This is a genomic window from Bradyrhizobium sp. HKCCYLR20261, assembly GCF_051168435.1.
Taxonomy (GTDB): domain Bacteria; phylum Pseudomonadota; class Alphaproteobacteria; order Rhizobiales; family Xanthobacteraceae; genus Bradyrhizobium.
The window spans coordinates 33575-58065 of record NZ_JBNPUZ010000001.1 but is presented as its reverse complement, the minus strand read 5'-3'; the positions used below and the strand labels follow the sequence as shown (position 1 = coordinate 58065).

Annotated in this window: 21 protein-coding genes; 9 read left to right on the top strand and 12 right to left on the bottom strand. The window is 66.8% G+C overall.

The window, feature by feature from the left end:
- Positions 1-13: 13 nt before the first annotated feature.
- Together ACQR1L_RS00270 and ACQR1L_RS00265 are read right to left on the bottom strand one after the other, a co-directional pair.
- Positions 14-2728, bottom strand: coding sequence for a molybdopterin-dependent oxidoreductase (locus tag ACQR1L_RS00270; RefSeq protein WP_434855935.1), 2715 nt, complete (start codon positions 2726-2728; stop codon positions 14-16).
- Entirely contained in the window at positions 2725-3549 is an 825-nt protein-coding gene (locus tag ACQR1L_RS00265) for an FAD binding domain-containing protein (RefSeq protein ID WP_434855934.1), read from the bottom strand. Before ACQR1L_RS00265 ends, ACQR1L_RS00270 begins: the two co-directional genes overlap by 4 nt.
- Before the next feature lie 140 nt (positions 3550-3689).
- Between ACQR1L_RS00265 and ACQR1L_RS00260 the strand changes: the two genes are divergently transcribed.
- A complete protein-coding gene (locus ACQR1L_RS00260; RefSeq protein ID WP_434855933.1) occupies positions 3690-5036 on the top strand; it encodes an 8-oxoguanine deaminase in 1347 nt (448 codons plus the stop codon).
- Positions 5037-5115: 79 nt separating this feature from the next.
- Here ACQR1L_RS00260 and ACQR1L_RS00255 read toward each other — a convergent pair whose 3' ends face one another.
- The 4 genes from ACQR1L_RS00255 to ACQR1L_RS00240 form a co-directional block, all read right to left on the bottom strand.
- Entirely contained in the window at positions 5116-6195 is a 1080-nt protein-coding gene (locus ACQR1L_RS00255; protein WP_434855932.1) for a BMP family ABC transporter substrate-binding protein, read from the bottom strand.
- Positions 6196-6276: 81 nt separating this feature from the next.
- Complete coding sequence (locus tag ACQR1L_RS00250) at positions 6277-7194, bottom strand: ABC transporter permease (RefSeq protein WP_434855931.1); 918 nt, start codon at positions 7192-7194, stop codon at positions 6277-6279.
- Positions 7181-8272 (bottom strand): ABC transporter permease, encoded by a 1092-nt coding sequence (locus ACQR1L_RS00245; protein WP_434855930.1) that lies wholly within the window; start codon positions 8270-8272, stop codon positions 7181-7183. The genes ACQR1L_RS00250 and ACQR1L_RS00245 overlap by 14 nt, the downstream gene beginning before the upstream one ends.
- The gene (locus ACQR1L_RS00240; RefSeq protein ID WP_434855929.1) at positions 8256-9824 is read right to left on the bottom strand and encodes an ABC transporter ATP-binding protein; all 1569 of its coding nucleotides are present in this window, start codon (positions 9822-9824) and stop codon (positions 8256-8258) included. The genes ACQR1L_RS00245 and ACQR1L_RS00240 overlap by 17 nt, the downstream gene beginning before the upstream one ends.
- A 553-nt stretch (positions 9825-10377) precedes the next feature.
- On the opposite strand from ACQR1L_RS00240, the gene ACQR1L_RS00235 reads away from it, so the two are divergent.
- A complete protein-coding gene (locus ACQR1L_RS00235; protein ID WP_434855928.1) occupies positions 10378-11499 on the top strand; it encodes a hypothetical protein in 1122 nt (373 codons plus the stop codon).
- A gap of 58 nt (positions 11500-11557) precedes the next feature.
- On the opposite strand, the gene ACQR1L_RS00230 is transcribed toward ACQR1L_RS00235, so the two are convergent.
- Positions 11558-12076, bottom strand: a complete 519-nt coding sequence (locus ACQR1L_RS00230; protein ID WP_434855927.1) for a nucleoside deaminase — start codon at positions 12074-12076, stop codon at positions 11558-11560.
- Positions 12077-12192: 116 nt separating this feature from the next.
- Between ACQR1L_RS00230 and ACQR1L_RS00225 the strand changes: the two genes are divergently transcribed.
- The gene (locus tag ACQR1L_RS00225) at positions 12193-13158 is read left to right on the top strand and encodes a cation diffusion facilitator family transporter (RefSeq protein ID WP_434855926.1); all 966 of its coding nucleotides are present in this window, start codon (positions 12193-12195) and stop codon (positions 13156-13158) included.
- Between the two features lie 31 nt (positions 13159-13189).
- Here the strand turns inward: ACQR1L_RS00225 and ACQR1L_RS00220 are convergent, their stop codons facing one another.
- Both ACQR1L_RS00220 and ACQR1L_RS00215 read right to left on the bottom strand, forming a co-directional pair.
- Complete coding sequence (locus ACQR1L_RS00220; RefSeq protein ID WP_006612838.1) at positions 13190-13429, bottom strand: DUF378 domain-containing protein; 240 nt, start codon at positions 13427-13429, stop codon at positions 13190-13192.
- A gap of 60 nt (positions 13430-13489) precedes the next feature.
- Positions 13490-14629, bottom strand: a complete 1140-nt coding sequence (locus tag ACQR1L_RS00215; protein WP_434855925.1) for an MFS transporter — start codon at positions 14627-14629, stop codon at positions 13490-13492.
- Positions 14630-14820: 191 nt separating this feature from the next.
- Between ACQR1L_RS00215 and ACQR1L_RS00210 the strand changes: the two genes are divergently transcribed.
- Genes ACQR1L_RS00210 through ACQR1L_RS00195 form a run of 4 tightly spaced genes read left to right on the top strand, consistent with a single transcriptional unit; the run spans position 14821 to position 18883 of the window.
- Positions 14821-15753, top strand: coding sequence for a 2-dehydro-3-deoxygalactonokinase (locus tag ACQR1L_RS00210; RefSeq protein ID WP_434855924.1), 933 nt, complete (start codon positions 14821-14823; stop codon positions 15751-15753).
- Positions 15750-16391, top strand: coding sequence for a 2-dehydro-3-deoxy-6-phosphogalactonate aldolase (locus ACQR1L_RS00205; RefSeq protein WP_434855923.1), 642 nt, complete (start codon positions 15750-15752; stop codon positions 16389-16391). The genes ACQR1L_RS00210 and ACQR1L_RS00205 overlap by 4 nt, the downstream gene beginning before the upstream one ends.
- 54 nt (positions 16392-16445) lie before the next feature.
- On the top strand, positions 16446-16988 hold the full coding sequence (locus ACQR1L_RS00200; protein ID WP_434855922.1) for a MarR family winged helix-turn-helix transcriptional regulator: 543 nt from the start codon (positions 16446-16448) through the stop codon (positions 16986-16988).
- A complete protein-coding gene (locus tag ACQR1L_RS00195) occupies positions 16985-18883 on the top strand; it encodes an FUSC family protein (RefSeq protein ID WP_434855921.1) in 1899 nt (632 codons plus the stop codon). Before ACQR1L_RS00200 ends, ACQR1L_RS00195 begins: the two co-directional genes overlap by 4 nt.
- On the opposite strand, the gene ACQR1L_RS00190 is transcribed toward ACQR1L_RS00195, so the two are convergent.
- Complete coding sequence (locus ACQR1L_RS00190) at positions 18880-21534, bottom strand: alpha/beta hydrolase fold domain-containing protein (RefSeq protein ID WP_434855920.1); 2655 nt, start codon at positions 21532-21534, stop codon at positions 18880-18882. The two genes, ACQR1L_RS00195 and ACQR1L_RS00190, sit on opposite strands and share 4 nt — an antisense overlap.
- A 288-nt stretch (positions 21535-21822) precedes the next feature.
- On the opposite strand from ACQR1L_RS00190, the gene serA reads away from it, so the two are divergent.
- Together serA and ACQR1L_RS00180 are read left to right on the top strand one after the other, a co-directional pair.
- A complete protein-coding gene (gene serA / locus ACQR1L_RS00185; protein ID WP_434855919.1) occupies positions 21823-23070 on the top strand; it encodes a phosphoglycerate dehydrogenase in 1248 nt (415 codons plus the stop codon).
- Between the two features lie 21 nt (positions 23071-23091).
- A complete protein-coding gene (locus tag ACQR1L_RS00180; protein WP_434855918.1) occupies positions 23092-23571 on the top strand; it encodes a TOBE domain-containing protein in 480 nt (159 codons plus the stop codon).
- Here the strand turns inward: ACQR1L_RS00180 and ACQR1L_RS00175 are convergent.
- Together ACQR1L_RS00175 and ACQR1L_RS00170 are read right to left on the bottom strand one after the other, a co-directional pair.
- A complete protein-coding gene (locus ACQR1L_RS00175) occupies positions 23480-23902 on the bottom strand; it encodes a winged helix-turn-helix domain-containing protein (protein ID WP_434855917.1) in 423 nt (140 codons plus the stop codon). The genes ACQR1L_RS00180 and ACQR1L_RS00175 overlap by 92 nt on opposite strands.
- Complete coding sequence (locus ACQR1L_RS00170) at positions 23899-24489, bottom strand: DUF2478 domain-containing protein (RefSeq protein WP_434855916.1); 591 nt, start codon at positions 24487-24489, stop codon at positions 23899-23901. Before ACQR1L_RS00170 ends, ACQR1L_RS00175 begins: the two co-directional genes overlap by 4 nt.
- Positions 24490-24491 lie beyond the last annotated feature (2 nt).

Below are 24491 nucleotides of genomic sequence, written 5' to 3'. Positions count from 1 at the left end.
CCCCCAGACGACGTCAGTTGCCAAACTTCTCCTGCAGCTGCGGAAACAGCCGGTCCGGCTTGAACGGCACGGCGGTGAAACGGATGCCGGTCGCGGCGCGGATCGCGTTGCCGAGCGCGGCGGCGACCGGATTGTACGGACTCTCGCTCATCGACTTCGCGCCGAGCGGACCGATGCTGTCATGGGTCGCGGCGAACAGCACCTCAGTGCGCGGCACGTCGGCATAGGACGGCAGATGGTAGTCGCGGAAGCGCGGGTTGACCACGCGCCCGGTGTCATCGATGACGATCTCCTCATACAGCGCGGCTCCCAGCGACTGCGCGACGCCGCCCTCGATCTGGCCTCTGCACTGCATCGGATTGGCGACGCGACCGGCATCCGCGGCCTGCACACTCTTCAAGATCCTGACCACGCCGGTCTGCTTGTTCACGGCCACGCGAAATCCCTGGACGTTGAACGCAACCGAGCGCGGCGTGCCCTGCGAGTTGCCGGTTGCGGTGAGCCGGTCTTCGCCAAGGCTGGCGATGCTTGCGAAGGAGAGCCGCTGCGTGCCGCAACTGACGGCGTTGTCGGCGATCCGGCAGTCAGCGGGATTGATCGTCCAGCGATCCGCCGCGAAGCTCTTGATCCGCTCGACCAGCACTTCGGCCGCAGCCTGCGTCGCACGCCCCGCCACGAACGTGCCGGTCGAGCCATAGGCGCCGGTGTCGTGGCCCCCATGCGCGGTGTCGGATTGCTTGAGGCTGATGCGGTCGACCGTGGTGCCGAGCACGGTCGCGGCGATCTGGCGGTGCACGGTGCTGGTGCCGTTACCGAACTCGGCGGTTCCGACCGTGAGCGTGAAGCCGCCGTCGTCGCGCAGGCTGATGGTGGCGTCGGCGAAGTGGCCATCGGGCGGCACGGTGTCGATCATGGTCAGCGCGATGCCGTCGCCCGTGAGCCACTCGTCCGACAACTTCGGCGCCGGCGTCTCCGCGGCCATCGCACGCTCGACGAGATCGATGCATTGGTCGAGACCGTAGGAGCCGTACAGCACGTCACTGTGGTCGGAGCCGGGCGGGGTCAGCATGGGATCGCCCGGCTTGACGATGTTGCGTCGACGCATTTCGAACGGATCGATGCCGAGCTTGAGCGCCAGCTCATCGATCGCCGCCTCCACGGCGAAGGTCGTCTGCGGCAGGCCGTAGCCACGATAGGCGCCGGCCGGCACGGTGTTGGTGTAGACCGCGCGACCGTCGACCTTCTTGTTCGGGCAATTGTAGACCGAGATCGACTCGCCGCAGGCATGGAACAGCACGGGTCCGGCGTGATTGCCGTAGGCGCCGGTGTTCGAGAGCACGTCGAGCTGCAGCGCGGTGAGCCTGCCATCCTTGTCGGCGCCGGCCCTGACGGTGACGCGCATCGGATGCCGCGTCGAGGTCGCGATGAACTGCTCCTCCCGGGTGAATTCGAGCTTGACAGGACGGCCCGTCTTCAAGGCCGCGAGCGCCAGGATATCCTCGACGAACATCTCCTGTTTGCCGCCGAAACCGCCGCCGACGCGCGCGCAGAACACGCGGACCTTGTCGGGCGCGAGATCGAAGATCTCGCACAGCGCCCGCCTGGTCAGGAATGGCACCTGTGTGCTGGAGCGGACGGTGAGCAGGCCGTCGTCGTCGAGCCAGGCAAGACCGCCATGCGTCTCCAGCGCGGCGTGCTGGACGCGTTGCGTCGTGAAGGTGCCTTCGTAGGTCGCGGCAGAGGACGCAAGTGCGGCGGCGACGTCGCCGAATTCGCCATGGGTCTCGGCGGCGATGTTGCGGCTGACATCGGCGATGCGATGCTCGCTGCCGCGGCCGGCGTGAATGGCCGGTGCGCCCGGCGCGATCGCTGCTTCGGGATCGATCACGGCAGGAAGAATTTCGTAGTCGACTATCAGGCGCCTGCAGCCTTCCTCGGCGGCGGCCTCGGACTCCGCAACCACCGCCGCGACCTTCTGGCCGATGAAGCGCACGGTATCGTCGAGCACGCGGGTGTCGGCCGGATCCATCCAGTCCTGCTCGTGCCGCGCCGTCGAGAACAGCGTCGCCGGCGCATCCTCATGCGTGAGCACCGCATGCACGCCGGGCACGGCCAGCGCATGAGTCTTGTCGATGCCGATGATCCGCGCATGCGCGTGCGGCGAGCGCACGAGCTTGATGTGCAGCAGGCCCTCGATCGCGGTGTCGAAGGTGTAGCGCGCCTCGCCGCGCACGACGTCGGGGCCGGCGGGGGCGGGCAGGCTGCGGCCGAAGGCTTCGCCGGCGGCGACCTCCTCGACATGCGTGCGGCCGAGCAGCGCGTCCTCGATCGCGCGATAGCCGGTGCAGCGGCACAGATTGCCCTTCAGCGCGGCGTCGAGATCCTTCTTCTGCGCCTGGTTCAGCGACGCGCAGGTGACGATCATGCCGCCGGTGCAGAAGCCGCATTGAAACGCCTGCGCGTCGAGAAAGGCCTGCTGCATCGGATGCAGGCTGTCATCGATGGCGAGACCTTCGACGGTCGTCACCGCCTTGCCGTCGGCGCGAAACGCCGGGATCAGGCAAGAATGCACCGGCTCGCCGTCGAGCAGCACGGTACAGGCGCCGCAGTCGCCGGCGTCACAGCCCTTCTTCACGCCGAAATGGCCGGTGTCGCGCAGGAACGTGCGCAGGCACTGCCCCGGGCGCGGCGCAGCATCGATTGTCTTGCCGTCGACGATCACGCTCATGGCCTGATGCCTGCAAGTTCGGCGCGGATCTCCTCGGCGAGGCGCAGCGTCATCGCCTTGCGCCAGGCCGGCTTGCCATGGACATCGTCATGATAGAGCGCATCAGGAATGTCGCTGAGAATGCTGGCGCGGAGCGCGGCTTCATCCGGGATGGTGCCGAAGCGGAGCTGCAGCGGCTTCACGGTCGCGCCGGTCACGGTGAGCAGCAGGTCGCCGTCGCGGCCTTGCGTGCCGATCAGCAACGCACCGGACCGGCCGACCGGGCTCAGCGCGATCTGCCTGAATGCGGCGCGCCGCTTCAGCGCGGTCAAGGGAATGTCGATCTGGCGCAGGAGATCGCCGGGCGCGAGCACGTTACTGTTGTTGCCGGTGACGAAGTTTGTGACCGCGATGCGCTGCTCGGTGCCGTCATTTTTCCAGATCGTGCAGATGCCTTCGAGCGCGGCGAGCAGCGAGATCATCGGACCGGCCGGCAGCGACATGCAGAGATTGCCGCCGACGGTCGCCGTCTTCCAGATCTTGAACGAGGCGAGGAATGCCCGGCAGCATTGGTCGATCAACGGCGCCGCGATCCAGTCGGCCGGGCAGGACAGCGCATCGAGCTCGGCGACGCTACAGGTCGCGGCGATGCTGAGCCCGTCCTCGCTGATGGTCAGCGGCGGCCAGGCGAGTTCGCCGAGATCGATCAGCCGCGACAGCTGCGCCTGCGGTTCCGAGAACAGCCAGGTGCCGCCGGCCAGCCAGGCATCGCCTGCCTTCCAGGCGGGCAGCTCGGCCCGCGTTCGCGGGCGCACGACCTCGGTGATGGTGTTCAGGTCCATGGTGACGCAAGCTCATTCGCGCGGCGGATCGCGGGTCAAATCCTTGCAAGACCGACGCCAACTGGCAATAGCTTGACGCTGGCCCTGCGCTTGCAGGCCAGCAGGCGATACGAAGACGTCATCAGCGAGACGAGGCAGCCATGAGCACGACGCCGATCTGGATCAAGGACCCGCTCGCCATCCTGGCCGATGACGCCGCGCGCGGTGTGGTCGTCGACGGCGGCCGCATCGTCGAGCTCGTGGCCGCCGGGGCAGAGCCGGCGACCCCGGCCGCGGTGGCGTATGACGCCAGCGCGCATGTCGTGATCCCCGGGCTGATCAACACGCACCATCACTTCTATCAGACCCTGACGCGCGCGCTGCCGGCGGCGATGGACCGCGAGCTGTTCCCTTGGCTGAAGGCGCTGTACCCGATCTGGGCGAAGCTGACGCCGGAGTCGCTCGATGCCGCCGTCACCCTCGCCATGTCCGAGCTGATGCTGTCGGGCTGCACGACCACCACCGATCATCACTACGTCTTTCCCGCCGGTCTCGAGGATGCCGTCGGCATCGAGGTCGCCGCGGCCAGGCGCCTCGGCATCCGCGTGCTGCTGACGCGCGGCTCGATGAACCTGTCGGAGCGCGACGGCGGCCTGCCGCCTGATAGCGTCGTGCAGGACGAGGATACGATCCTGGCCGACAGCGAGCGGGTGGTGGCGGCCTATCACGAGCGCGGACCGGATGCGATGGTGCAGATCGCACTGGCACCGTGCTCGCCGTTCTCGGTGACGGGATCCTTGATGCAGAAAACCGCGGCGTTGGCCGACAAGCTCGACGTCCGGCTGCACACGCATCTGGCGGAGACCGAGGACGAGAACCGTTTCTGTGAAGAAATGTTCGGCTGCCGTCCGCTCGATTATCTCGAGCAGAACGGCTGGCTCGGCCCGCGCACCTGGCTGGCGCATGGCATCTTCTTCAACGCCGAGGAGATGAAGCGGCTCGGCAAGGCGAAGACCACCATCAGCCATTGCGCCTGCTCGAACCAATTGCTCGCCTCGGGCTGCTGCCCGGTCTGCGAGATGGAGGAGGCGGGTGTCGGCATCGGGCTCGGCGTCGACGGCTCCGCCTCGAACGACGGCTCCAATTTGATGCAGGAGGTGCGCGCGGCCTTCCTGCTGCAGCGGGCGCGTTATGGCGTCAGCCGCATCAGCCACAAGGATGCGTTGCGCTGGGCGACCAAAGGCTCGGCCGCCTGTGTCGGCCGGCCGGAGCTCGGTGAGATCGCGGTCGGAAAGGCCGCCGATCTGGCGCTGTTCAATCTCGACGAGCTGCGCTTCTCCGGTGCCGGCGATCCCATCGCGGCGCTGGTGTTGTGTGGCGCGCATCGCGCCGATCGCGTCATGGTCGGCGGCCGCTGGACCGTCATCGATGGCGTCATTCCGGGCCTCGACGTCGCCGGCCTGATCGGCCGGCACAGCGCGGCGGCGAAGCTGATGCGGGGAGGGTGAGACGACGCTTTGTGGAAAGTGCGATAGTGAAACTCTCTCCCCGCACGCGGGGAGAGAGTTGATGGACGGAGCGGAGCGACTACTTGCCCGGCAGCTTGTCGTCGACGCCCTTGACGTAGAAGTTCATGCCGAGGATCTGGCCGTCGGCGAGATGGTCGCCGCCCTTGCACTCGACCTCCTTGCCGTCCTGCGCCACGATCGGGCACTTGAACGGATGCAGCTTGCCGGAGGTGATCGCGGCCTGGGTCTCCTCGGCCAGCTTCTTCACGTCGTCGGGCATGTTGGTATAGGGCGCCATCTCGAACATCTTGGAGTCGAGGCCGCCCCAGGTGTCCTCCGACTTCCAGGTGCCGTCGAGCTCGGCCTTGACGCGGGAGATGTAGTAGGGACCCCAGGTGTCGAGGATCGAGGTCAGCTGCGCCTTCGGGCCGAACTTGATCATCTCGGAATCCTGGCCGAAGGCGAGCTTACCGCGCTCGGCCGCGACCTGCATCGCCGCCGGGCTGTCGGTGTGCTGCATGATGATGTCGGCGCCCTGGTCGAGCAGCGCCTTGGCGGCATCGGCCTCCTTGCCGGGATCAAACCAGGTGTTGACCCAGATGATCTTGACCTTGATGTTCGGATTGATCGACTGCGCGCCGAGCATGGTGGCGTTGATGCCGGAGACGACCTCGGGGATCGGGAACGAGCCGATATAGCCGAGCACGCCGGCCTTCGACATCTTGGCCGCGATCTGGCCCTGGATGTAGCGCCCCTGGTACCAGCGGCCCGAATAGGTCGACATGTTCTTGTCGCGCTTGTAGCCGGTGGCGTGCTCGAAATGCACGTTCGGATACTTCTTGGCGACCTTGAGGGTCGGATCCATGTAGCCGAACGAGGTCGTGAAGATCAGCTTGTTGCCGGCGCGGACGAGCTGCTCGATGGCGCGCTCGGAGTCCGGGCCTTCCGGCACGTTCTCGAGATAGGTGGTCTCGATCTTGTCGCCGAGCTCCTTGACCAGCGCCTGCCGGCCGAGCTCGTGCTGATAAGTCCAGCCGAGATCGCCGATCGGGCCGAGATAGATGAAGCCGACCTTCAGCTTGTCGGCGGCATGCGCCACGCCGGCGATGCTGCCCGCCAGCACCAGCGCGGCGGCCGCGCCCAGAAGCCTTTTCATCATGGTCAATCTCTCCAAACGGTCAGGGGAAAAACCGGTGATCCCGAGCGTCGCGCCCCATCGCAGGCGCCCGGGATGAAATCGCTAGCGATCGGGCACGAACACGGTTCCGAGTGCTGCCGGCGCCGTCGAGCCGCCGGTGCGGGCGCGCGACAGCAGCACCAGCACGATCACGGTGGCCAGATAAGGCAGCGCCGACATGAATTGCGAGGGAATGCCGACGCCCGCGCCTTGCGCATGCAGCTGCAGGATCGTCACCGCGCCGAACAGATAGGCGCCGATCACCAGGCGGCCGGGCCGCCAGGATGCGAACACGACCAGCGCCAGCGCGATCCAGCCGCGCCCCGCGGTCATGCCGGGAATGAAGAAGGGCGTATAGGCGAGCGGCAAATAGGCGCCGGCCAGTCCGGCGCAGCCGCCGCCGAACAACACGGCGAACAGTCGTATGCGCAGCACGGGATAGCCGAGCGCATGCGCGGAGACATGGTTGTCGCCGCAGGCGCGCAGCACGAGGCCGGCGCGGGTGCGATACAGGAACCACCAGACGGCGACGATCAAGATGAGCGACAGATAGACGAAGGCGTCCTCGCCGAACAGGATGCGGCCGACCAGCGGGATATCGGTCAGACCGGGGATGGCGAGTTTCGGTGCGGTGGTGATGCGTTCGCCGACGAAGCGGGCGCCGATCAGGCCGGAGAGGCCGATGCCGAGGATGGTCAGCGCGAGCCCGGTCGCCACCTGATTGACGGCGAGGCCGAGCGTCATGAAGGCGAAGATCAGCGACATCAGCATGCCCGCGCCGATGCCGCAGAGCGCGCCGATGATGATCGAGCCCGACATCCAGGCGCCGGCGAAGCCGCAGGCGGCGCCGACGATCATCATGCCCTCGACGCCGAGGTTGAGGACGCCGGCGCGCTCGGTCACCAGCTCGCCGGTGGCGGCCAGCAGCAGCGGCGTCGATGCGGCGAGCACCGACAGGATGATGGCTTCAACGAGCAGCACTTTGCACCTGCCGCGCGGCGGAGACGAGCTTGAAACGGTAGAGGATCAGCGAGTCGCAGGCGAGCACGTAGAACAGCAGAATGCCCTGGAACACCTTTGTGACGTCGAGCGGAATCTTCATCGTGATCTGCGCCTGCTCTCCGCCGATGAACGTCAAGGCGAGGAAAAGCCCTGCAATGAGTATTCCAACCGGGTTCAGCCGGCCGAGGAAGGCCACGATGATCGCGGTGAAGCCATAGCCGGGCGAGATGCCGGGTTGCAGATGCCCGATCGGTCCGGCGACCTCGATGATGCCCGCGAGGCCGGCCAGGGCGCCCGAGACGGCGAAGGTCAGGAGGATGAGCTGATTGGCATTAAAGCCGCCGAAGCGCGCCGCGCGCGGCGCGACGCCGACGACGCGGATCTCGAAGCCCTTGATGGTGCGGTCAAGCAGCACGAACGCTGCGGCGACGACGATGAGCGCGATGATGCTGCCGAGATGCAGGCGGCCGCCCTCGATCAGCACCGGCACGGTGGCGACCGGATCGAATTCGGCCGTGGTCGGAAAGTTGAAGCCGGCGGGATCGCGCCAGGGTCCGCGGACGAGATAGTCGAGCAGGAGGTCGGCGACATAGACCAGCATCAGGCTGGTGAGGATCTCGCTGGCTCCGAACTTGACCCGGCACAGCGCCGGGATCAGCGCATAGAGTGCGCCGGCCACGGCGCCGGCGACCAGCATCGCCGGCAGCACCCAGGCGCCGGCGTCGGTGCCCTGCGTCTTCACCGCGATCCAGCTGCCGGCGACCGCGCCGATCAGGAACTGGCCCTCCGCGCCGATGTTCCAGGCATTGGCGAGGTAGCACAGCGAGAGACCGATCGCGATCATCACCAAAGGTGTCGCCTTCACCGCGATCTCCTGCAGCGAATAGCCGTCGGTCAGCGGCGCGATGAAGTAGACGCCGAGCGCGGTGAGCGGGTTCTTGCCGAGGATGGCGAACAGCACGCTCATGGTGACGAGCGTCAGCCCGATCGCAATCAGGGGCGACACCAGGGCGATGGTGCGCGAGCGCTCGGCGCGCTTCTCAAGCACCAACTGCATGCGCGGCCTCCTTCTGGTCGAGACTGGCGCCGCCCATCAGCAGGCCGAGCTTTTCGCGTGTGGCCTCCGCGCGCGGCAATGCTTCCGAGAGATGGCCATGGAACATCACCGCGATACGATCGGCGATCTCGATGAGCTCGTCGAGGTCCTGGCTGGTGACGAGCACCGCGGCGCCCGCGCTGGCGAGATCGATCAGCGCCTGGCGGATGATCGCCGCCGCACCTGCGTCGACGCCCCAGGTCGGCTGGTTGACGATCAGCACCGCCGGCCCGCGCAGGATCTCGCGGCCGACGACGAACTTCTGCAGATTGCCGCCGGACAGACTGGCGGCTTCCGGATCGCGCTTGGCCTTGCGGACGTCGAATGTCTCGGTGGTGCGATCGACGGTGCGCAAGGTGGCAGCGGCGTTGATGAAGCCGTGGCGGACCATGTCGCTGGCGGCGTGGCCGGTGAGCAGCGCATTTTCCGACAACTTCATGCGTGGCGCGGTGCCGTGGCCGAGCCGCTCCTCCGGGACGAAAGCCGCGCCCATCTTGCGCCGCTGCGTGATGGAGAGATGGCCGCAAGCGAGGCCGTCGATGATGATCGTGCCGGGCTCCTTGACGAGGCGCTCGCCGGACAGCGCGGCGAACAGCTCGTCCTGGCCGTTGCCGGCGACGCCGGCGATGCCGAGGATCTCGCCGCCCTTCAGCTCGAAGGAGATGTTTTGCAGACGGACGCCGTGCAATTCGGCAGGCGCAAGCGTCAGATCACTGACGACGAGGCGCGGCACGGTGGTGCGCCGCTCGGCCGGAGGCTTCACCTCCTTGATCTCGGTGCCGACCATCATGCGGGCCAAGGACGCCGCAGTCTCGAGCTTTGGATTTGTGGTCGCGACCTTCCTGCCGCCGCGCAGGATGGTGGCGGTATCGCAGAGCCGCTTCACCTCGTCGAGCTTGTGGCTGATGTAGAGGATGGCGCGGCCTTCGGCCTTCAGGCGCTCCAGCACGACGAACAACTGATCCGCCTCCTGCGGCGTCAGCACGGCGGTGGGCTCGTCGAGGATCAGGAATTTCGGATTCTGCATCAGCGCGCGCACGATCTCGATGCGCTGCCGCTCGCCGACCGACAATTGCCAGACCTCGCGCTTCGGATCGAGCGGCAGGCCGTAGTCGCGCGCGACGTCGGCAAGCCGGGCCGAGATCGCCTTGAACGGCTCCCTGCCGTCGAGCCCGAGTGCGACGTTCTCGGCGACGGTGAGGTTGTCGAACAGCGAGAAATGCTGGAACACCATGCCGATCCCCAGCGAGCGCGCTTCCGCGGGCCCGGACAGCTTGATCGGCGTGCCTTGCCAGAGCAACTGGCCCGCGCTCGGTTGGACGAGCCCGTAGATGGTTTTGACCAGGGTCGACTTGCCCGCGCCGTTCTCGCCCAGCAGCGCGTGGATTTCGCTGGGGACAATCTCGATGTCGATGCGGTCATTGGCGAGAAAGTCGCCGTAGCGCTTGGTCAGTCCGACCGTCTGCAACAGCGGATGCAAGGTCTGAGGAGTGGCCGGCGCGGGGTCAAGCATGTGGGTCTGGACAGAAATGGAACTGCCTCAATTGTGAGCTAATTCGCGGCGGCGCGTAAGAGCCGAAAAGCGCCAACCTGTGCTCAACTCTTGCCCAGCACAGCCACGACGGGGGGCGAGAGCCAAGTTGCAGCATCCATTGCCCGCAACTTTCCACGCCAGCGGTCCGAACTAACATGTGGCACTTTTGCGACAGTCTTTGAAATTACACCGGGCCGCAGCATCCTGCCCGTTGGATGAGCAGCGTCATGTCATGAGCGTGGGAGGCCTGAGCTCGCGAGGCAAGGCGGGCGCAAAGGCCGCAAATCCGGCGCTGCCGTGTTTCGGAAAAACTCAGCAATGTGAAGCGCGAAGATCGGATTCCGCCGCGATTGCCGCGCGGCGAATCGTCTCACGCCCCGCGGGCAGGTCGGCCGCGCCGTGGTTCAACAAGGCGGAACTTTGGTCAAACCGCGAGCAAGGCCTGGAGAAAGTTGAGGCTTCTCGGACCTCAGGAACGGCGCAACTGTGCAAGGCAAGTCGGGAATCGGCGCTGTTAACTGGGGGTGTTGAAATGTCGTTTCGTCAATCCATCGTGGCTGCCATTGCGCTCGGCGCGGCCGCGCTGACTTCGGTCGGTGTCGCCGGCGCCGCCGATCTGCCGGCCAAGGCCATCGCCAAGAAGGCGCCGGCCGACGTGCCGTTCTTTCTCGTCGTCGACAACCGCGTCAGCTACTCCTACATCTTCAACGCGGTTCAGCCGGGCGCGTGGAGCGTGAAGCCCAACGGCGGCTTCGACCCGAACACGGCCAAGCAGGTCTACTCGTTCACCCATTTCGACGTCTGGGGCTACGGCACCAACTTCTTCACCATCTCGCTGTTCAAGTCTGACCACAACGACCCGGCCGGGCCATGCACGCAGACCGGCGGCATCGTCTCGCCCAATGCCGGCTTCGCGTTCACGCCGGCGACCTGCGCCGGCGCCACCGAGATCTATGGCCTGTTCCGCTCGACCTTCGGCTGGAACCAGATCTTCAACACCAAGGCCTTCACGGTTGGCCCGCTGCAGAACATCTCGTTCGAAGTGGGCATGGATGCCAACACCGAGAACCGCTATTTCGGCGCCGCCAAGCGTGACGTCGTCGCCGGTCTGCAGTTCGCGTTCAACCTGCCCTACAAGGGCTATTTCAACGTCGCGCCACTGATGTACTGGGAGTTCGCTAACCACAATTCCTTCACGCAGTGTGGTGCGGGCTGGTCGAATCCCTGCATCGTCGACGGCAACACCAAGTTCAAGCCGACCTGGGCGGTCGAGACCAACTACTACATGGATCTCGGCTTCCTGCCGGAGAGCATGCAGTTCTTCTCGATTTCGGGCCGCGCTGGCTGGTATGGCAAGAAGGGCACCGACGCCGAGCCGCTGCCGGCCAGTGTCGCCAACGGCGTCTATCCGACGAAGATCGAGTTCAACTCCGAGCCGATCCGCCTGACGCTGGATGCGTCCAAGGCGATGTGGGGCGAGAAGTACAGCCACATGGTCGATGTCTGGGTCGCCTATCGCTACTGGCAGAACAAGTTCGGCCTCGACCACAACAATGCTGTCGGTTGCTCGGTCGCCGGGGCTGGGGGCAATCGTGTCAGCACGGGCGCTTGCACCGAGTCGTCGCTTTACTCGGGTGTGACCGTCAAGTTCTGATCGACTGTCGATCTTCTGAGCGCCGCGGCAATCGTCGCGGCGTTCTCCTTCTGAGAGATCATTTGTCCCAGACGCCGACGTGGAGCGCGGCCGCCTCGTTCTCCAGCAGCGGCCCGACGACCTCCGTGGCGCGCTGCCCGCTGGCGAACACGTCACGGCATGGCAGGTCGAGGGTCGGATTTTCCGGATGGTTGCCGGTGAAGTCGCGTAGCCGCCGCTCGCTCAGGCCATAGACGACCCGGCCGATGCCGGCCCAGTAGATCGCGCCGGCGCACATCGCACAGGGTTCGGCCGAGGAATACAGCGTGGCTGCAGCCCGAATCTCCGGTTCGACCGAGGTGCAGGCCTGCGTCGCGACCAGCCGCTCGGCATGCGCGGTGGCATCTCGGGACGGCATGTAGCCGTTCTCGGCTTCGATCAGCACACGGCCGCCGGCGTCGACGAGAATGGCAGCGAAGGGGTGGTTGCCATGCGCCAGTGATCGGCGCGCGACGGCAAAGCTGTGGCGGAGGAAATGCGCATCGCGTTCTTCTGCATCAGCAGGTCTGGTCTCGTCCGTTGGACTTTCGCCGCTCACAATCGACCCTCCGCTCTACCGTCCGATGCTGCGCCGTTCCGCCGGAACGCGCAAGGGAACCCGATGCGGCAAGGCCGCGTTCTCGCGGCGTCGACAACGGGACAAGCAGGCGGGCAATGGCGGCGAACACGGATTCGAAGTTTGCGGTGTACGCCGCACTCGCTGGAAATCTGCTCGTTGCCTGCACCAAGATCGCAGCCGCGGTCTGGACGGGCAGCTCGGCGATGATGAGCGAGGCCATCCACTCCGTGGTCGACACCTCGAACGAGCTCGTCCTGCTGTATGGCTTCTATCGCGCCGCCCGCCCGCCCGATCGAAAGCATCCGCTCGGCCATGGGCGCGAGCTGTACTTCTGGAGCTTCATCGTTGCGCTGCTGCTGTTTGCGCTCGGCGCTGGCGTCTCGCTGTATGAAGGCGTCGCGCATCTGATGCAGCCGGAGCCGATCGAGAATCCGGCCGTCAATTATGTCGTGCTTGGCCTGTCCTTCATCTTCGAGGCCGCTTCGTGGTGGGTGGCGGTCAAACGCTTTCGCGCCTCGGCCCCGGAGCTGTCCTACATCGAGGCGTTCCGGCGCAGCAAGGATCCGCCGGCCTTCATGGTGGTGTTCGAAGACAGTGCGGCACTGATCGGCATCGTCATCGCGGCTGCGGCGACCGCTGCGGCGGTGACGTTCGACGAGCCGGCCTGGGACGGCATCGGCTCGATCCTGATCGGGCTGGTGCTGGCCGGGACGTCCATCGTCCTGGCGCGCGAGAGCAAGAGCCTCCTGATCGGCGAGCCGGCGGATCCGGAGCTGGCAAGCTCGGTGCTGGAGATCGCACGGACGTCGGCAGGCGTGCGCGCGGCCAACGGCCTGCTCACGGTACAGCTGTCGCCGCAACAGGTCGTGGTCGCGCTCAGCATCGAGTTTGCCGATGAGCTGCGCGCCGACGATATCGAGCGCGCCGTCGTCGCGATCGAGACTGAGCTGCGTGCTCGCCATCCGGTCATCGCGACGCTGTTCGTGAAGCCGCAGACCGCTCATCGCTTCCGAGAGATGAGCGAGCGCGAGTTGGGGGGATCGGCGCCGGCCGAGACATGATCGTCCGTCGCCGGCGCACCATCCCCTGTGCTCAGCGATAGACGACGTCGCTGCGTGCCGACGACAGCCGCACCAGCATGCCGATCTGATAGATCGCCGAGAGTGCCACGAGGATGTAGACGATCCGTGCGATCGGGGACGAGGTCGCGGTCTCGGCGGCGCCGTTGCCGAAGATCGCGGTGACGAGATCGAAATCGAACAGGCCGACGAGGCCCCAGTTCAATCCTCCGACGATCACGAGGAGGAGGGTGATGATGTTGAGTGCGCGCATGGTTCTGCTCCTTGGCAAATGCATTTGATGCGGACCAAAGCGTCGCCTCGCGGCTCGTTCCTATTGCGGTGCCCTTGCGACCAACGGCGCGCTCGCGAGCACGATGACGAGCAGCGCGGCAAGTCCCCAGAACGCGGCCGTCAGGCTGGTGGCCGCGGCGACGAAGCCGATGCCGGCGGGGCCGAGCAGCACGCCGGAATAGCCGGCGGTGGTGACCGCCGCGACCGCAAGACCGACGGGCATCGCGGACTGTGCACCGGCCCGGCGGAACAGCACCGGGACGAGATTGGAGGCGCCCAGGCCGATCAGGGCAAAGCCGAACATCGCGGCGATGATGGAGGGAACGCTGAGCAGCACGACGAAGCCGGCGATGGCCAGCGCGCTTCCCCACAGCAATGTCGCGCGGTCGCCGATGCGCGCGACCACGGCATCGCCTGCAAGGCGCCCGGCGGTCATGGCGATCGAGAACATGATGTAGCCGAGCCCGGCCTGCGCAGCCGGCAGGCGGCCGGAGCCGCTCAGCAGCAGTGCGCTCCAGTCGAGCATGGCGCCTTCGACCAGGAACATGATCGCGGCAAGCGCCGCCAGCAGCAGCACCGCGCCATGCGGCACGACGAGCAGGGGGCCGGCCTGCGCCGGCTTGCCGGCGAGCAGACGCGGTGTTGCGAGCACCATCGCGGCGAGCGCGAGCGCGGCGCAGGCGAGCGTGCCGGGCAGCGGGGCGAGCTCGAGCGCCAGCAGTGCCGTCATCACGCCGGAACCGGCAAAGCCGCCGATACTGAATTGCGCATGAAAGCCGGACATCAGCGGCCGCTCGCTGAGCCGCTCCACCTCGATGGCCTGGATGTTCACGGAGACGTCGAGCGAGCCGAGCGCCGCGCCGAAGGCGAACAGCGCCAGCGCCAGCGAGACCGGGGTGGCGGCGACCGCGAGCGGAGGCAACAGGAGAGCGAGGGCAAAGCCGCTGACGATCACCACCGGCTTGCTGCCATAGCGCGCGCTCAGCACGCCCGCAGCCAGCATCGATGCCACCGAACCGACGCCAAGCGACAGCAGCAGCAGCCCGAGCGTGGCGTCGTCCACCGCCAGACGCTGCTTGGCGAACGGCACCAGCGGCGCCCAGCAGGCGATGCCGAAGCCGGCGACGAAGAAGGCGAGGCGGGTCGCGAGCTGCGCCGCGCGGGGGGCGGAGACTGTCATCGATGAGATCCGGCGGTGCGGGCGCGGGGCACGCGGGAGGGGATGAGCACGACGCCCCAGGGGAACGCGAGAGCTCGGGCGGCGTCGCGCGACCGCGATGTCACGCTTGTCGGCGGCCCATATCATGCCTATAGGGCTGGCGTCACCCACACCGACGTTTCGCGGTGTCGCAGCCCGGCCGACGAGGAACGATGAGCTCGGCAGATACGTCCCATGCGGCCTTCGTCGCCGTCGACTGGGGAACCTCCAGCTTCCGTGCCTGGCTGATGGCCGCGGACGGCACAGAGCTTGCGGAGACGCGCGGCAGCGAGGGCATGTTGCATTGTGCGGCGTCAGGCTTTGCGCCGGTGCTGCACCATCATCTCCACAAGCTCGGCGCACCGGGCGACCTGCCCGTCCTGATCTGCGGCATGGCCGGCGCGCGGCAAGGCTGGGTCGAGGCGCCCTATCTGCACACGCCGACGCGGCTCGATGCTCTGCACGACGGTGCTGTCAGCGTGAACACGGACGGCGATGTCCGAATCCTGCCCGGACTCGCCCAGGCGCGCGCCGATCGGCCCGATGTCATGCGCGGCGAGGAGACGCAACTGCTCGGCGTCACCGAGCCCGCTTTCTCCGGCCTCGTCTGCATTCCCGGCACCCACAGCAAATGGATCCGGATCGAGGCCGGCGCCGTGGTCGAATTTGCGACCTACATGACAGGTGAGCTGTTCGCTGTGATCTCTCAGCACAGCATCCTGATGCACGCCGTCGAGCCCGGTGGCTCGCAGGCCGATGACGGCGCCCCATTCCGCGCGGGACTCGCGACGGCTTTGGCGGCACCGACCGCCCTGACCGGCGCGCTGTTTCGGCTTCGCGCGGCACAACTGCTCGGTTTCGAGCAGCGTCCCGATGGCGCTGCCCGGCTGTCGGGTCTGCTGATCGGCCATGAGATCGCCGACGCCCGCGCGCAATTCGGCGCCGATCGTCCGCTCCGGTTGATCGGGTCCGGCCGGCTTGGCGCTCTCTATCGCGGCGCGTTGAGCGCGGCCGGTTTCGATGTCGACGACTATGATGCCGAGCAGGCGTCACGCCGCGGACTGATCAAGGCCGCCGGGAAAATCTGGGGAGCGCGCTTCCGATGACACAGTCCGTTGCCTGGCCGCCGGTGAAGCGGTCTCTCGTTGCGATCCTCCGCGGGATCAGGCCCGAGGAGTGCGAGGGCATCGTCGAGGTCCTGATCGAGGCCGGCTTCGAGATGATCGAGGTGCCGCTCAACTCGCCGGATCCGTTTGTCTCGATCGGACGCCTTGCCCGGCGGTTCGGCAATGACAGCCTGATCGGCGCGGGGACGGTCGTGAGTGCGCCGGATTGCGTGCGCGTCGCGGAGGCGGGCGGGCGGTTGATGGTCAGCCCGAATGTCGATGCGGAGGTGCTCGCGACCGCGCAGGCCTACGACATGGTGACCATGCCGGGCGTGTTCACGCCGACCGAAGCGTTTCTTGCGCTGCGCTGCGGCGCATCGGCCTTGAAGTATTTCCCGGCGTCCGTGCTCGGCCCGTCCGGCATCGCGGCCCAGCTCGCCGTGTTGCCGAAGGGCGTCGTAGTCGGAGCCGTCGGGGGCGTGTCCGAGAAGAACCTGGCCGGCTACGTTGCTGTCGGTGTGAGCGCATTCGGGCTTGGTTCGAGCCTGTACAAGCCCGGCATGCGGCCTGACGACGTCAGGGTCACGGCGCTGGCCTCGATCCGGGCCTATGACGACGCCCTGATGCAGCAAGCCTGATTCAGGCCTATCCGGCCGGTCTTCGGCTGGGCGAGCCGCTGACATATCGTCGGCATGCGCGGGAAGCAGAGCCGTTCCTCAGCCTTTGCGCGCCAAAATGACTTGAATTCAAACGATTTGAGTTCAATCAATTGGCCGATGGCAACGTCTGACCCCACCGCGCGCCTGCGCTTCGGTTTTGCGCTCGTCGGCCTGGCCCGCCGGTGGCGGCGGGCGCTGGACGAGCGCATGGATGCGCTTGGATTGTCGGACGCGGCTTGGCCGCCGCTGGTGCACCTCGATCGGTCCGGCGACGGCATTACCCAGAACGAGCTCGCGGCCCGGTGCGGAATCGATGGATCGAGCCTCGTGCGGCTGCTCGACAAGCTCAGCGAGCGCGGGCTGATCGAGCGTCGGGTCTCCCCGACGGACCGCCGGTCGCGGCTGGTCTTTCTCACCACGAAGGGGCGGCGCGTGCTGACGTCCGTCTATCGCATCCTGCAGGATGCCGAGATCGCGATGCTGAGAGACATCAACGACAGGCAATTGCAATCGACCCTCGACGTCTTCGAGCGGATCGAGCGCCGCCTCGCCGATCCGGACGAAACCATATCATGACGTCGATCATGCCGCGGCTCGGCTTTGACGGTCCCAAGCTTGCGTTCGGTTTCAGGACCGCGATCGCAGCCTGTCTCGCGCTGGCCGCCGCCTGGCTGGCCGGGCTCGAACATCCGCAATGGTCTGCGATGACCGTGTGGGCGGCGTCGCAGCCGCTGCGCGGACACCTCCTGGAGAAGAGCGCGGCTCGGTTCGGCGGCACCGTGATCGGCGCCCTTTTCGGCATGATCTTGATGCGCATCTCGCAGGGCGATCCCATCGTGCTCGTGATCGGGATCTCACTGTGGATCGGCGTGTGCGCCTTTGCCGGCAACCTCGTCCGCGGCTACGCATCCTATGCGGCCATGCTGTCGGGATATTCGGCGGCGATGGTAGCGCTGCTCGATTCGGCTCATCCCGAGCATGTGCTGGCCCTGGGTGCCGATCGCGTGCTGACGGTTTCCGTGGGCATCCTCGCGGCGTTGTTGATCGGGCTGCTGTTCGCCGCGCCGGGTGACGACATCTCGCTGCTGGAAAAGGCGCGGCTGCTCAGCGGGCGGCTGGCTGCCGACCTCATCGCGCGACGGCGCGGGGCGCCGGTCTCGGAAGATCGGCAGCAGTCGATCCTGTCGGATATTGCGACGCTCGAGGGCACGCTCGACCTGCACGGCGCCGGCTCGCGCAGGCGCCGAAGGCTGGTCCGGCAGATGCGCGCCCTGCTGTCGGCGCAGGTGTCCGCCGCGTTGTGGCTGCGCTCGGATGAAAGCCGCGCGATCGAAGCAACCGTGGGGGCCGCGGCGACGACGATGGAGACGTCCCCGGCCGCTGACCCCGCGGAGGCGCTCCAGCGGCTGTATGATGTTGCGGCCGCTACGGATCCGAACAGTGCACTGACGGCGGTCTTGGGCGAACTGAATGCGGCGACGAGACATCTCGACGATCTCGACGGCTCTCCCGCCGCTGATCCACTGCTCCATCGCGAGTGGCTGCTGGCACGCCGCGCGATGGTCCGCGCCTTCGCCGCGATGTCGGCGACCGGTGTGATCTGGCTCGTGACCGGCTGGGAAATGGGCGGCTTCATGATGCTCGGGACCGCCATCATGCTCTCGATCTTCTCGACATTCGAGAATCCGGTCGCGACCCTGCGCCATGTGCTTGTCGGGCAAGTGATCGGTGCAATGCTCGGCCTGATCTGCCGATGGCTGGTCTGGCCATTTGCGGCTGGATCGTTCGGGCTGGTCGTGGCGATGGTCCCGTTCATCCTGCTTGGCGCGCCGCTCTACGCTCATCGCCGGACCGAGCGCATGGCGTTCGACATCAACATGGTGCTGCTGCTGATGCTGCAACCGGTGTGGCCGCAGACCATGAGCCTCGCGCATTCGCTGATGGCCAGTCTTGCCGTGGTTGTCGGACCGGTGGCCGCGCTGATCGCCTTTCGCCTGATCTACCCCGTCGACAGCCGTCGGCGGTACGAGGCGGTCAGATATTCGATGATCGACGATCTCGAACATCTCGCTGCGAGCGCCCTGCGATCGGACCGGCGCAAAACATGGCGCGCGCTGCTTCACCATCGCATCCTGCTCGCGACCTATTGGGGCGAGCGCGCATCCTACTCGCCGACGCGCTTGGCCGAGGATGCGCTGGCGCTGCTGTATGTCGGCCAGGCGATCGAGCAACTCGGCGCGCTTGGCGCGCGCATGGCGTCGCCGCGCGCCCAGCGGCGCATCGCGGCGACGCTGGAGCGCTTGCACCGAGTCGGTTCAGATCCGGCACGCGCGGCGCGCGCCCTTCTGCACGCGGCCCATCGGCTGCCGGCCGAAACATCCGGCTGCTTACCGGCTCTGTGTCGTGCCGCGACCGCGCTTGCGGAAAGACCTGCAGCCTTCCGCAAGTCCGAAGGCCGGTGGTCGCGTTAGCTCGCTGCGGCGTTGATCTCCAGCGAACTGCTGTCGTCACCCGACTGTGTGAACGCCTGCAGCGCCTCGGCCATCTGCATGCGGCCGCCGACGCCGGTGATGACCACGTCGACCATCGTGAAGGACGAGTGGAAGTGCCCGCGCGCCTTGAGCTGGCCGACCGGTACGCCCGCGGCAGCCAGCGCCTCGGCATAGGCGATGCCCTCATCACGCAGCGGATCGAATTCGCAGGTGACGATGTAGGCCGGCGGCAGCCCCTTCAGCTGACCGCGCAGCGGCGACACCCGCGGGTCGGTCCGGTCCGCCGGCGAGCAGTAGATGTCCCAGAACCAGAACATCAGCCCGCGTGTCAGGAAGTAGCCGGCCGCGTTCTCGGTGTAGGATGGACGATCGAAGCTGCAATCGGTCACCGGGCACACCAGCAGCTGGCCGCCGATGGCCGGCCCGCCGCGATCGCGCGCCAATTGGCAGGTGACGGCGGCGATGTTGCCGCCGGCGCTCCAGCCTGCGACCAGCACCGGGCCCTCGCGGCCGCCAAGCTCTGCGGCGTGCTCGGAGACCCACTTCGCCGCCGCGTAGCCGTCCTCGGCCGCCGCCGGGAAACGATGCTCGGGCGCGTGGCGATAGTTGACGCTGACGAAGATCATGTTGGAGCGGCGGCACATGTCGCGGCAGAACGGATCGTCCGACTGCTCGTCGCCGAGCACCCAGCCGCCGCCGTGGAAGTACACGACGATCGGATGCGGGCCAGGCGTCGCCGGACGATACAGGCGGTAGGCGAGGGGACCCTCCGCGCCCGGCAGCGTGCCGTCCGTCACCTCGCCCACGGGGCGTCCGGGCGGCCGGGCCTTGTTGAACTCGGCGATGAAGTCGCGTGCACCTTGCGCGCCCATCGATTCGATCGGCGGCAGGTTCATCTCGGTGAGCATGTTCAGCACCAGCCGCACATCCGGCTGCAGCTTCACGATCTCGCCGTCGTTGCACTGGGTCGCGCCGTCCGGACCCGTGAGTTTGAAGCCGAGCATCCCGCGCTTCACGATCTCGTTGCAGATACCGCGATAGGGTCCGACGCCACCGGTATAGGGCATCAAGGTCTGCGGCTTGCCCGGCACATTGGCGCCCGTGTACCAGGTGTTGGCGAGCCGGTGCAGCGTCACCGTCGAGCAATCCGCCATGTGGCGCATCCAGCCGGCCTGCGCCGTCTCTGTCGGCTCGATGGTGGTGAAGCCGGCGTCGCGCAGCGCCGCCAGCCGGTCGACGACGAAGTCGACATGCTGCTCGATGGACACCGCCATGTTCGACAGCACCGACGGGCTGCCGGGCCCGGTGATCAGGAACAGATTCGGGAAGCCGGCGACTGTCAGGCCGAGATAGGTCTCCGGCCCGTCAGCCCAGCTGTCGTCGAGCGACTTGCCGCCGCGCCCCTTGATCGGATGCACCGCGCGGATCGCGCCGGTCATGGCGTCGAAGCCGGTTGCGAACACGATGACGTCGACGTCGACGCTGCGCTTGTCGGTCTTGATCGCGCCAGCGGTGATCGCCGCGATCGGCTCCTTGCGCAGATTGACCAAGGTGACGTTGGGGCGGTTGAACGTTGCGTAGTAGTTCGTATCCAGGCACGGACGCTTGGCGCCGAAGGGATGATCGTGAGGCGTGAGCGCCTCGGCGGTCTCTGGATCCTTGACGATCTCGCGGATCTTCTCGCGGATGAGGTCGGCGAGCAGCGCGTTGCCGTCGGCATCGACGCCCTGGTCGGCCCAGAGCTGGGTCAGCATGCCGACGAGATCGCCAGACGCCCACATCTTCTCGAAGCGCTCGCGGCGCTCGGCCTCGCTCAGTGCCCAGCTGAACTCGGTGGCCGGCGGAATCGGCACCCCGGTCATCGACCAGCGCGCCTGCTCGCGCAGGCCGGCGCGATCCTGTGCCAGCTGCGAAGCACGGTCCGCCGGCAGCGGGCCGTTGTGCGCGGGAAGCGCAAAGTTCGGCGTGCGCTGGAACACCGTGAGCTGCGCCGCCTGCTCGGCGATGATCGGGATCGACTGGATGCCGGAGGAGCCGGTGCCGATCACGGCCACCCGTTTGCCCCGGAGGTCGACGCCGTCATGTGGCCAGCGGCTGGTGAAGTAGATCTCGCCCCTGAAGTCGTGCACGCCGTCGATCTCCGGCGGCTTCGGCTGTGACAGGCAGCCGGTCGCCATGATGTAGTGGCGGCAGGACACGGCAGGGCCGTTGTCGGTGGTCAGCAGCCAGCGCTCCTGGGATTCGTCCCAGGAAGCGCCGAGCACGCGGGTGCCGAAGCGGATGTCACGGCGCAGGTCGTAGCGATCGGCGACGAAGCCGAGATAGCGCAGGATCTCCGGCTGGGTGGCGTATTTCTCCGACCACTGCCAGGCGGTCTCGAGTTCGGGATCGAAGGTGTAGCTGTAGTCGACGGTCTGGATGTCGCAGCGCGCGCCCGGATAGCGGTTCCAGTACCAGGTGCCGCCGACATCGTGGGCGGTATCCAGCGCCACGGTCGAGAATCCCGCCTTGCGCAGCCGATGCAGCAGGTACAATCCCGCGAACCCCGCGCCGACGACGGCGACATCGACCGTCTGGGTTTCGCCCTGAGTCGATTCCTGCGCGCGTGCCTCGACCATTCCGTCTGACATGCTGACCTCCCGGTGATTTTTTGATTGCCGGAAAGGCTAGCTCTGCTCGCGGGGTTTGTCAGTACACAAAACAACGATCTGCGGTTGTTGCGCCGCAAGAAGCGCATGAATTCGTTATGCCAGGCGCCGATTTTGCATTGCCGCTGAAAACCGCGTTGCGGAGTGGACAAGACCCTGAGAAAGCGACAGAAAGCGGCGTTGCCGCGTCGCATTCACCAAGTTTCAACGCAACGCGACTGTAACAACCGCTACACTACGCCACACCCACGACTGATTCAGGCTAGGTCCATGCCGCTCTCGCTGCCCAAGCAAAAGATCCGCGTTCTGCTCCTCGAGGGTGTGAACGACTCGGCCGTCCGTATGTTCGAGGCGAACGGTTATACGGAAGTCGAACGGCTTCCCAAGGCGCTCGGCTCGGCCGAGCTGAAGCGGATGCTGTCCGGCGTGCACATGCTCGGCATTCGCTCGCGCACCAATTTGACGGCGGACGTGTTGCAGGCGGCGGACCGGCTCATGGTTGTCGGCTGCTTCTCGGTCGGCACCAATCAGGTCGATCTCGATGCGGCCAAGCGTTTCGGCATTCCGGTCTTCAACGCACCGTATTCGAACACGCGCAGCGTGGCAGAGCTGACCATCGCCGAGGTGGTCATGCTGATGCGACGGATCTTCCCGCGCTCGGTGTCGGCCCACGCCGGTGGCTGGGACAAGTCCGCCAATGGCAGCCGCGAGGTGCGCGGCAAAACGCTCGGCATCATCGGCTACGGCAATATCGGCTCGCAGCTCTCGAACCTTGCCGAAGCCATGGGCATGCGGGTGATCTTCTTCGATCTCACCGACAAGCTGCGCCACGGCAATACCGAGCCGGTCGAGAGTCTCGATGAGCTGCTCGCGGTCAGCGACGTCGTTTCGCTCCACGTGCCGGAGACGCCGGCGACCGCCAACATGATCGGCGAGCGCCAGATCCGGCACATGAAGGACGGCGCCTATCTCATCAACAATTCGCGCGGCACGGTGGTCGACATCGACGCGCTGGCCAGCGCGCTGCGCGAGGGCAAGCTGTCGGGCGCCGCCGTCGACGTGTTCCCGGTCGAGCCGGCCTCGAACGCCGATCCGTTCGTCTCTCCGCTGCAGGGTCTGCCCAACGTGATCCTCACCCCGCATGTCGGCGGCTCCACCGAGGAGGCGCAGGACCGCATCGGCGGCGAGGTCGCGCGCAAGCTGATCGACTATTCCGACGTCGGCTCGACCTTCGGCGCGGTCAACTTCCCGCAGGTGCAACTGCCCGCGCGTCCGACCGGCACGCGCTTCATCCATGTCCACCGCAATGTTCCCGGCGTGCTGCGCCAGGTCAACGAGGCGGTGTCGCGGCACAACATCAACATCCTCGCGCAATATCTGCAGACCGATCCCGAAGTCGGTTACGTCGTGCTCGAGACCGACGTGGTCGGCGGCGAGGGCGAGGAGCTGTTGTCGGAGCTACGCGCGGTTGAAGGCACGATCCGTGTGCGCGTGCTGTACGATCACGACCGGCCGTAAAGTGAGGGAGGCCGCTGCGCGATGACTGCCGAGGCCCCATCGTCTTCAGCCGCATCGATCGTTCTCTCGACGACGGTGCCGGCGCGGGTGCTGCGGCATGATCCGCAATACGGCCTGTCGACCTTGTTCTTCGCCGACGGCGAATTGCGGGTGCCGATGGTCGATGCCGCCGTTGACGCCGGCGTGTCCGTGACCATCGAGGCGCGCGACGTCTCGATCGCGCTGTCGCGGCCGATGGATGTCTCGATCACCAACCGGCTGCCCGGCCGGATCGAGGAGATCCTGCCGCTCGATCCGCCCTATGTGCGGGTCACCTTCGATCTCGGGACCACCAGGCTGCATGCGCTGGTCACGCTCGAATCGGTCGAGCGGCTGGCGCTGGAGCCGGATCTCTCCGCCTGGGCGATGATCAAGAGCGTCGCGATCGGGCCCGGCGCGGTTCGGCCTTCGGAGCTGCCTCGGCCGCGCCGCTGGCCCGCTTCTGATAGCGAGGATCGGTAGCCTTCTGCAGTTCACCGAGCGCTGCGGCCGTGGCCGTGCGCGTGCGCCGCTCCATCGAACCATACAGCGCGACCAGCCGCTCGCCGAACGGCGTGATCTCGGCGCCGCCGCCGCGGCGTCCGGGATGGGTCTCGAAGACGGGCGTCTCAAAAGTGCGGTTCAGCGCATCCACCATCAGCCAGCATTTGCGGTAGGATATGCCGCTCGCGCGCGCCGCGCCGAGGATCGAGCGTTCCTTGCGGATGAACTCGATCAGCCGCAGATCCTCAGGCGACAGCGTGCCGCCATTGCTGAAACTGATGGTCAATGCGATCTGAGCTTCGCGCTTCATCCCATTCCGATCCGCTCGCGTTCGGCGCCGATCATCGCACGCGAGTTCTGCGATGTCACCATGCGGCCGGACCACGCCTCGATCCAGCCCGGGCTGCGCGCAACGTCGACCGGGACGCATTCAGCAAAGACGCCTGCGAATGTCGTCCAGGCCTCCATCATCGCTGGCGAGACCGCCGTGATGATGGGGCGCCCGGCTGCGATCGCCGATCCGAACGCATCGGCGAGCCCGCTGCCGGCCGCCTCCTGCTTGCCGAACTTGCTGAGGATCACGACGTCCGTGCCCCGCGCGATCGACCGCTGCACGGCCGCGCAGGCGAGCGCCAGGCCTTCGGGATCGAGGTTGCAGGCCTGTGACCCCGGGCCGAGATCCTGCGAGATCGAGAACACGCTGTCATCATCGAGGCTGCGCAGCATCATGGCCTTGCACGGCTTGGCCTTGTCGGCGCTGCTCTCGATCACGCCGGAGACGCGAAGGCCCGCCGTGCTGAGCCGCATGGCGAGATCACCCAGAAGGTCCTGGATGACGCTGGATGCGGCGCCCTGCAACGCCACGATTTGACGGCTCTCGACATCAGCTCTTCCCATCG